The 9,077-nt window shown below is 44.6% G+C and carries 5 protein-coding genes, 3 tRNA genes and 2 rRNA genes; 6 read left to right on the top strand and 4 right to left on the bottom strand.

Annotated features, from left to right (window positions below; genetic code table 11):
- The first annotated feature begins 64 nt into the window (after window positions 1-64).
- From BN53_RS04040 to brnQ, 4 genes are all read left to right on the top strand, one after another.
- Window positions 65-2,967 (top strand): 23S ribosomal RNA (locus BN53_RS04040).
- Window positions 2,968-3,037: 70 nt separating this feature from the next.
- Window positions 3,038-3,154, top strand: a 5S ribosomal RNA gene (gene rrf, locus BN53_RS04035).
- A gap of 13 nt (window positions 3,155-3,167) precedes the next feature.
- A tRNA-Asn gene (locus BN53_RS04030) sits at window positions 3,168-3,240 on the top strand.
- Window positions 3,241-3,418: 178 nt separating this feature from the next.
- Window positions 3,419-4,774, top strand: coding sequence for a branched-chain amino acid transport system II carrier protein (brnQ, locus tag BN53_RS04025; RefSeq protein ID WP_009559645.1), 1,356 nt, complete (start codon window positions 3,419-3,421; stop codon window positions 4,772-4,774).
- A 43-nt stretch (window positions 4,775-4,817) separates the two neighbouring features.
- On the opposite strand, the gene BN53_RS04020 is transcribed toward brnQ, so the two are convergent.
- The 4 genes from BN53_RS04020 to BN53_RS04005 form a co-directional block, all read right to left on the bottom strand.
- Window positions 4,818-5,744 carry a LysR family transcriptional regulator gene (locus tag BN53_RS04020; RefSeq protein WP_009559644.1) on the bottom strand — a complete coding sequence of 309 codons (927 nt, stop codon included), beginning with the start codon at window positions 5,742-5,744 and terminating at the stop codon, window positions 4,818-4,820.
- Window positions 5,745-5,905: 161 nt separating this feature from the next.
- Window positions 5,906-5,978: transfer RNA gene (locus BN53_RS04015), tRNA-Lys, on the bottom strand.
- 169 nt (window positions 5,979-6,147) lie between these two features.
- A complete protein-coding gene (locus BN53_RS04010) occupies window positions 6,148-6,369 on the bottom strand; it encodes a hypothetical protein (RefSeq protein ID WP_009559643.1) in 222 nt (73 codons plus the stop codon).
- 95 nt (window positions 6,370-6,464) lie between these two features.
- A tRNA-Lys gene (locus BN53_RS04005) sits at window positions 6,465-6,537 on the bottom strand.
- A 140-nt stretch (window positions 6,538-6,677) separates the two neighbouring features.
- On the opposite strand from BN53_RS04005, the gene yycF reads away from it, so the two are divergent.
- Together yycF and BN53_RS03995 are read left to right on the top strand one after the other, a co-directional pair.
- Entirely contained in the window at window positions 6,678-7,394 is a 717-nt protein-coding gene (gene yycF / locus BN53_RS04000) for a response regulator YycF (protein WP_009559642.1), read from the top strand.
- Window positions 7,395-7,442: 48 nt separating this feature from the next.
- Window positions 7,443-9,077 (top strand): histidine kinase dimerization/phospho-acceptor domain-containing protein (locus BN53_RS03995; RefSeq protein WP_040537313.1); only part of this gene is annotated, 1,635 nt, incomplete at its 3' end.

Genomic DNA, 9,077 nt, shown 5'->3' with positions numbered 1-9,077 from the left:
AAAAACCGAGACAATCATTGAATTGCAAGAAATTGTAGAGCGACTAAAGAGAGATCTTGAGTAAGGTCAAGTAGAAAAGGGCGCACGGTGAATGCCTAGGCACTAGAAGCCGACGAAGGACGTGGCAAACGACGAAACGCTTCGGGGAGCTGTAAGCAAGCAGAGATCCGGAGATATCCGAATGGGGGAACCCGGCATAGAGATATGTCATTGCATGGTGAATAGATAGCGATGCAAAGGAAGACGCAGTGAACTGAAACATCTAAGTAGCTGCAGGAAGAGAAAGAAAGATCGATTTCCCAAGTAGCGGCGAGCGAAACGGAAAGAGCCCAAACCAGTGGATTTATCCATTGGGGTTGTAGGACTGCGACGTGGCAGAGAAGAGGATAGCAGAATTATCTGGGAAGGTAAGCCAGAGAGGGTGAGAGCCCCGTAAGCGAAATCCGAATCGAGCCTAGCAGTATCCTGAGTAGGCCGGAACACGTGAAATTCCGGTTGAATCCGCGAGGACCATCTCGCAAGGCTAAATACTAGCTAGTGACCGATAGTGAACCAGTACCGTGAGGGAAAGGTGAAAAGAACCCCGGAAGGGGAGTGAAAGAGAACCTGAAACCGTGTGCCTACAAGTAGTCAGAGCGCGTTAAAGCGTGATGGCGTGCCTTTTGTAGAATGAACCGGCGAGTTACGTTAAATAGCGAGGTTAAGTCAGAAAAGACGGAGCCGCAGCGAAAGCGAGTCTGAATAGGGCGACAAGTTGTTTGACGTAGACCCGAAACCAAGTGACCTACCCATGGCCAGGTTGAAGGTGCGGTAAAACGCACTGGAGGACCGAACCCACGTAAGTTAAAAATTGCGGGGATGAGCTGTGGGTAGCGGTGAAATTCCAAACGAACTTGGAGATAGCTGGTTCTCTCCGAAATAGCTTTAGGGCTAGCCTCGCGAAGAGGATAGTGGAGGTAGAGCGCTGTTTGGACTAGGGGCCCGTCAGGGGTTACTGAATTCAGATAAACTGCGAATTCCACATATCTATGCGCGGGAGTCAGACTGCGAGTGATAAGATCCGTAGTCGAAAGGGAAACAGCCCAGATCACCAGTTAAGGTCCCCAAATCTATGCTAAGTGGAAAAGGATGTGGAGTTGCGTAGACAACTAGGACGTTGGCTCAGAAGCAGCCATCATTTAAAGAGTGCGTAATAGCTCACTAGTCGAGTGACGCTGCGCCGAAAATTTACCGGGGCTAAGCATAGTACCGAAACTGTGGATGTGTTTTAAAGAGCACGTGGTAGGAGAGCGTTGTAAGTGCGGCGAAGCTTAATCGAGAGGATAAGTGGAGCGCTTAGAAGTGAGAATGCCGGTATGAGTAGCGAAAGATAAGTGAGAATCTTATCCGCCGAATGACTAAGGTTTCCTGGGGCAGGCTCGTCCGCCCAGGGTAAGTCGGGACCTAAGGCGAGGCCGAGAGGCGTAGTCGATGGACAACAGGTAGACATTCCTGTACTGCGATCGATCGTTTGAGCGAAGGAGGGACGCAGGAGGCTAAGAGCGCATGCGACTGGAAGCATGTAGAAGCGTCGAGTCTGAGAGCGAGTCAAATGCTTGCTTTCGAAAGGACAAGGCGCGACCTGGAGCGAAATCAAAGTAGCGAAGGCTCTGACGTCACACTGCCAAGAAAAGCTTCTAGCGAGATCGAGCGTACCCGTACCGCAAACCGACACAGGTAGTCGAGTGGAGAACACTAAGGCGAGCGAGAGAACTCTCGTTAAGGAACTCGGCAAAATGACCCCGTAACTTCGGGAGAAGGGGTGCTGATGGAGACATCAGCCGCAGTGAATAGGCCCAAACAACTGTTTATCAAAAACACAGGTCTCTGCAAAGTCGTAAGACGACGTATAGGGGCTGACACCTGCCCGGTGCTGGAAGGTTAAGAGGAGAGCTTAGCTTAGGCGAAGGTTCGAATTGAAGCCCCAGTAAACGGCGGCCGTAACTATAACGGTCCTAAGGTAGCGAAATTCCTTGTCGGGTAAGTTCCGACCTGCACGAAAGGTGTAATGATTTGGGCACTGTCTCAACGAGAGACTCGGTGAAATTATAATACCCGTGAAGATGCGGGTTACCCGCGACAGGACGGAAAGACCCCATGGAGCTTTACTGTAGCTTGATATTGGGTATCTGTTAAACATGTACAGGATAGGTAGGAGCCAGAGAAGATAGGACGCTAGTTTTATTGGAGGCAATGTTGGGATACTACCCTTGTTTGATGGATGCTCTAACCTTGGCCCGTAAGCCGGGCTAGGGACAGTGTCAGGTGGGCAGTTTGACTGGGGCGGTCGCCTCCTAAAGTGTAACGGAGGCGCCCAAAGGTTCCCTCAGAATGGTTGGAAATCATTCGCAGAGTGTAAAGGTATAAGGGAGCTTGACTGCGAGAGAGACAACTCGAGCAGGGACGAAAGTCGGGCTTAGTGATCTGGTGGTACCGCATGGAAGGGCCATCACTCAACGGATAAAAGCTACCCTGGGGATAACAGGCTTATCTCCCCCAAGAGTTCACATCGACGGGGAGGTTTGGCACCTCGATGTCGGCTCGTCGCATCCTGGGGCTGAAGTCGGTCCCAAGGGTTGGGCTGTTCGCCCATTAAAGCGGCACGCGAGCTGGGTTCAGAACGTCGTGAGACAGTTCGGTCCCTATCCGTCGTGGGCGTAGGAAATTTGAGAGGAGCTGTCCTTAGTACGAGAGGACCGGGATGGACGCACCGCTGGTGTACCAGTTGTTCTGCCAAGAGCATCGCTGGGTAGCTATGTGCGGAAGGGATAAGCGCTGAAAGCATCTAAGTGCGAAGCCCCCCTCAAGATGAGATTTCCTTTGCGAAAGCAGTAAGACACCTCAAAGACTATGAGGTAGATAGGCTGGGAGTGGAAGTAGAGCGATCTATGGAGCGGACCAGTACTAATCAGTCGAGAACTTGACCGAAGGCTAGACGATTTCTAAAGGTTTTGAGCGGATTGGATTCAGTTTTGAGCGCACAAGCTCAAGAAAAGAGTGCGGTGGCGATAGCAAGAAGGATACACCTGTTCCCATGCCGAACACAGAAGTTAAGCTTCTTAACGCCGAGAGTAGTTGGTGGGCAACTGCCTGTGAGGGTAGGAAGCTGCCGCGCTCTTTTTTAATATTCCGGCTTAGCTCAGTTGGTAGAGCGCTTGACTGTTAATCAAGATGTCGTCAGTTCGAGTCTGACAGCCGGAGCTAAGCGGAATGAAGGAAGAGGACAGCCGAAGCTGTCCTCTTTTTTTGCCTTCAATCAAAGGATTTATATTTGATTTTTATTTTTTTATAAAGTAAGCCTATGGACATTATGAAACTTATGTGAGAAGATAAAGAAAAAGTTATTTTGATACACTTCACACAGGAGATGATGTTACCCATGAGCAACCCAGCTGAGAACGATAAAAAGCTTTCCAAAATAAATTATATAATTATTAGTTCCTTGATTTTTGGCCTCTTCTTTGGTGCTGGAAATTTAATTTTTCCATTACATTTAGGACAATTAGCCGGTCATAATTGGCTCTTTGCTAGCCTTGGATTTTTAGTCACCTCTGTTTTGTTGCCGCTACTTTCAATTTTGGCAATTGCTTTAACCCATTCTAAGGGGGTTTATGATATTGGCAAGCCTGCTGGATCCTGGTTTGCCTTGCTATTTATGGTGTTGATTCACTTAACGATTGGCCCCTTGTTTGGTACGCCTAGAACGGCGACGGTTTCTTTTACAGTTGGGATTGCCCCATTTTTAAAAGCTAGTCAAATGTCAACTGGCTTGCTAATCTTTTCCGCGATTTTCTTCATTGCGGTTTTCTGTATTTCGTACAATCAAAGCGATATTCTTACCACTGTTGGAAAAGTTTTAAATCCTCTTTTTTTAGTTTTGCTATTTTTGGTATTATTAGTGGCCTTCCTTTTCCCCTTGGGCAAATTGTCCACAGCTCCAGTTAATCCAGCATATGTGACTGGCAAAAGCTCCTTTGTAAATGGCTTTTTAGAGGGCTACAATACTCTAGATGCTCTTGCAGGACTTGCATTTGGGGTAACGATTGTGACGGCAATTAAGCAAATGGGCAGCGACCAAGGAGTGGCTTTTGCTACAGCTAAGTCTGGCAGCTTAAGCATGCTGGCAGTTGCTTTGATTTATTTACTTTTGATTCTTGCCGGGGTAATGTCTTTAGGCAAGTTCAAATTATCAGCCAATGGTGGAATTGCTTTTGCCCAGATCGTGCAACATTATGGAGGGCAGTTTGGACAAGCAGTATTAGCTGCTTTAATCGTTTTGACTTGTTTGACGACGGCAGTTGGCCTGGTCGCAGTTTTTGCTCAAGACTTCCATGAACATTTTCCTAAGGTTAGCTACCACGTTTGGCTATTTATCACTAGTTTGTTGTCCTTCTTGTTTGCTAATGTTGGTTTGACGACAATCATTTCCTGGTCTAAGCCAGCCACAATGCTTTTGTATCCGATTGCGATTTTGCTGATCTTTTTGTCAGTCTGCGAGAAATTTTTTAAGAAAAGTCGGATTGTATATTCGGTTAGCTTATTTTTCGTTTCGATTCCAGCAATTATGGATATGATTGTCAGTCTGCCTGCAGTCGTAAGTCGAAGCGACTTTGGCCTAGCCGTAGCCAACTTGCGCAATTTGATTCCTTTTGCAGATCGAGGATTGTCATGGGTGATTCCGATGCTATTAGGAGTTTCGATTGGTACGATTATTTTTGAATATTTAGACAAATAAAAATGGGGTAAGAATTACGCTCAAGGCGCAAATTCTTATCCCATTATTTTATGTAAGATTCTAGATTCAATGATTCAAAAGCTTTGATTAATTCAGCTAGTTTAGGCGATAGAGGCCGATTTTCCTTAACTGCAATAAAAAATTCTAATTTTAACAAATTAACATCGATTGGCATAAGATTGATTGGAGTTTGGGCGATTCGCTTGAGGATGCTGGCGGTAGAAATCGTCAGCCCCAATCCATGAATTGCTAAATTGGTGGCAGTAATTACGCTGCTGGATTCAATGGCGATCTGAGGCTTAAGCTTGAACTTTTGCAATAAACCATTAACTTGGTGGCGAATTGCTGATTCAGGCGCACTTAGAACCAGAGGCTGATGCAAGAGTTTTTCCAGCGGATACTCGTTTTCATCCAAAATAAAGCGATTTGGCTGGAAATAAGGGGAGTTTGGTGGAATTACCACATAATACCGCTCACCGCCGTTTATGAAGAATTTAAGGCCACGTGAGAGCGTCTCAGGAGTTTGCCCGATGTAGCAATCGATTTGCTCATTTAACAGCCGGGTTTCTGAATTGCGGGGAACATTTTCAAAGAGCTGGATTTCGACATCCTTGTTTTCTTTTAAAAATGGCGGAAGCAATTCCGGCAACAAAAAAGTACCCAAACTTTCCAAAATGCCGATGCGGATAATTTCATGTTCTGGCCGAGTAAAAGCAGCCAGTTTGCGATCTAGTTGTAAATTGTCGTAGATCAAATTTTCTAAATATTGATAATAAATTGCGCCAGCTTCAGTTAGGGTAAAAGGAACACTGTCGCGGTTGATAATGCTTGTGCCCAATTTAGTTTCGATCCGCTTGATCAGTTGGGTCAAATAGGGCTGCGAAATGTATAATTCATGGGCTGCCTTGGTGAAGTTGCTTTCCTTTAATAGGATATCAAGATAGTGCAATAATGCTTCAGGATCGTTCATGGTCTTTTTTCCCTCCATAAATATCTATGGAAACATTATAACGCATCAAGGGCAATAAATCTTACGGGGACAAGCAATCAAAAAAGCGCACTGACCTGGATCAGTACGCTATGAAGGTATAAAAAAAGCACCGACTACTCGCAGTGCCATTTCCATATGTGTGGGTGGCCAGGGGATCGAACCCTGGACCCACGGATTAAGAGTCCGTTGCTCTGCCAGCTGAGCTAGCCACCCATTTGTTTATCAGCTGTATCGCTGACAGTTAAATATATTACCAGTGTATTTGAATTTTGGCAAGCCTTTTTTTCGAAAAAATAAAAAATTTTCAAAAAAACACCTAGATCTGCTGAACTAGGTGTTTGAAACCGTTCGGGCAGCGGGATCAATCATAAAAATTACCATTTTATAAGCGATCCTTGATGTCGTGTCGAACGCCTTGATTAGATGGAGCAATGCGGTCGGCTAAGTAAATAGCGTATTCGCCGTTTTTGGCATTTTTGGCGATAATAATTTGCCCAGCTGTGGGTTTATTCGCCTTGAAAATCTGTGCGCTACGTCTAGCTGCCTTGTAGTCATGAGAAGACGCGATCGCATCGCCTGGATTGAAGAATACGGATTCAGTCATAATCATCGCCCCCCTAAGACTATTTTAGCTTATTGAGCGAAAATAATAAAAATATACAACAAAAAAACACAGCCGAAGCTGTGTTTTCATAAGTATGGGTGGCCAGGGGATCGAACCCTGGACCCACGGATTAAGAGTCCGTTGCTCTGCCAGCTGAGCTAGCCACCCATGTGTCGTCTAAATAACTGACAGATATTATTATGCAATGAATTGTTTCAAAATGCAATACTTTTTTACAATTTTTTTATATAATTGGCTTTAATCCACTTTAACCAGTATAATAATAAGGTGTAAAGGAGGCATAATCGATGCCAAAGAAGATTCTCGTCGTCGATGATGAGAAGCCAATTTCCGATATTATCAAGTTTAATTTAACTAAGGAAGGCTTCGACGTCGACACTGCCTATGATGGTGAAGAAGCAATACAAAAAGTAGAAGAATATGATCCAGATTTGATGATTTTGGATTTAATGTTGCCAAAAAAAGATGGGCTTGAGGTTGCTCGTGAAGTGCGCCAAACTCATGACATGCCAATCATCATGGTGACAGCTAAAGATACAGAAATTGATAAAGTTCTTGGACTTGAAATGGGAGCGGATGACTATGTAACCAAGCCATTTTCCAATCGAGAGCTTGTAGCTAGGGTAAAGGCAAATTTGCGTAGACGCGATATTGTCAAAAAAGCAGAGGCCGCAAATCAAGAAGAAGCCGATAAAAATATCAAGATCGGCAACTTGGTCATCATGCCTGACGCTTACATAGTCGAAAAAAATGGCGATAAAATCGAATTGACTCATAGAGAGTTTGAGTTGCTATATTACCTAGCTCAACATATGGGCCAAGTAATGACTCGTGAGCACTTGCTCCAAACTGTTTGGGGCTACGACTACTTCGGGGATGTTAGAACCGTCGATGTAACCGTCCACCGTTTGAGAGAAAAAATTGAGGATAATCCAATCCAGCCACAAGTTTTAATCACAAGACGTGGTGTTGGTTACTATGTAAAGCAACCTGCTGATGAATAATAGAGAAAAGTCTGGATAAAACCAGGCTTATTTTTATGTTTTGGGAATATGAAGAAATTTAAAAACAAACTTATACATACATTCAATTCAATCAATACCAAGCTAGCAATCGTCTTTATGTTGATGCTGCTGGCAACGATTGAAGTAATTGGAGCCTATTTTACTAGGCAAATGGAACAGAACAATTTGGAGACCTTTCAATCATCGATCCAAATCCCGCAAATCGTCACTAGTCAGCTAGCAACGCAGCTGTCGCGCAACAGCAAGACCACTGATGATCAATTGAATCGAATCGTGAGCGATTACAATAATAATTCTGCTATCAACGCCATTATGGTCGTCGATAGTAAGGATATTATTCGTGCGGTTTCTAATCTTAATGACAAAAGTCGCATCGGCCAGCGGGTCAACAACAACAACGTTAAGCAAGTCACCTCTACTGGCCATCAAGTTACCAAGGTAATCAATGAAAATGGCACCAATTACATGGTGCAAATATCTCCTTTGACTAGTGGCACTGGATCTGGCAATACAGTTGGGGCAATTTATGTCAAAGCTAGCATGGAGAGCATTTTCAACGATTTGAGAAATACTTCGATTTCCTTCTTGGTGGCTTCTTTAATCGCGGCGATCATCGGGGCCATCTTATCCTTTGTAATTTCTCGGGCAATCACGCGACCAATTGAAGAAATGCAGCGCCAGGCCTTAAGCATTGCCGATGGCGACTATTCAAACCAGGTAAAAATCTATTCTAACGACGAACTAGGCAAGCTGGGCAAGGCCTTTAATACCTTATCGATTAGAATCGAGCGATCGCAGGAAGAATCCGATAGTGAAAGGCGCCGGCTAGATGGGGTATTGTCTCACATGACTGATGGGGTGCTTGCGACTGATCGACATGGGAATATCAGCGTAGTAAACCAGATGGCCTTGAACTTTTTGAATTTAGAAGAAAAAGATGTCATCAACCATCCAATCAATGAAATTCTCGGGATTGATCAATCCTCGCAAGACTTGATGACTGAGCAAAAAGAAATCGTCATCACGGTCAATAAGGACACTAGAGATGAAATGATCTTGCATGCAAGTTTTTCATTGATCAAGCGAATCACGGGCTTTGTGTCAGGTAGCGTTTGCGTCTTGCACGATATTACGGAGCAACAAAAGAACGAAAACTCGCAAAAACAGTTCGTTTCTAACGTTTCTCACGAGTTAAGAACGCCTTTGACTAGTCTTAGCGCTTATATCGATACGCTTAATGCTGGTGCTTGGAAAGATCCTGAGATTGCGCCACAGTTTCTTAAGGTAACTCAAGAAGAAGCTCAGCGCATGATCCGGATGATCAACGATCTGCTTAGTCTTTCTCGCATGGACCGAGGCGTTTCGCGAATGGAAATGGAAATGGTCAACCTCAATGATTTTGTCGCCCATATCTTGAACCGCTTTGACATGATTGTGCAAAACGACCAGAAAAATGACAAAAGCAAAAAGAAGTATACAATTCGTAGAGAGCTTGGCAATCAAGCACTTTGGGTAGAAATCGATACCGATAAGATGATGCAAGTGGTCGATAATATTATGAACAACGCGATCAAGTATTCGCCAGATGGAGGCGTAATTACCGTTCGATTGATTCAGAATTTGAATCACGTGATTTTGAGTATTTCTGACCAAGGCCTGGGT

This window comes from Lactobacillus pasteurii DSM 23907 = CRBIP 24.76, assembly GCF_000297025.1.
Lineage (GTDB): Bacteria > Bacillota > Bacilli > Lactobacillales > Lactobacillaceae > Lactobacillus > Lactobacillus pasteurii.
This window is presented reverse-complemented; position numbering and strand designations above follow the sequence as displayed.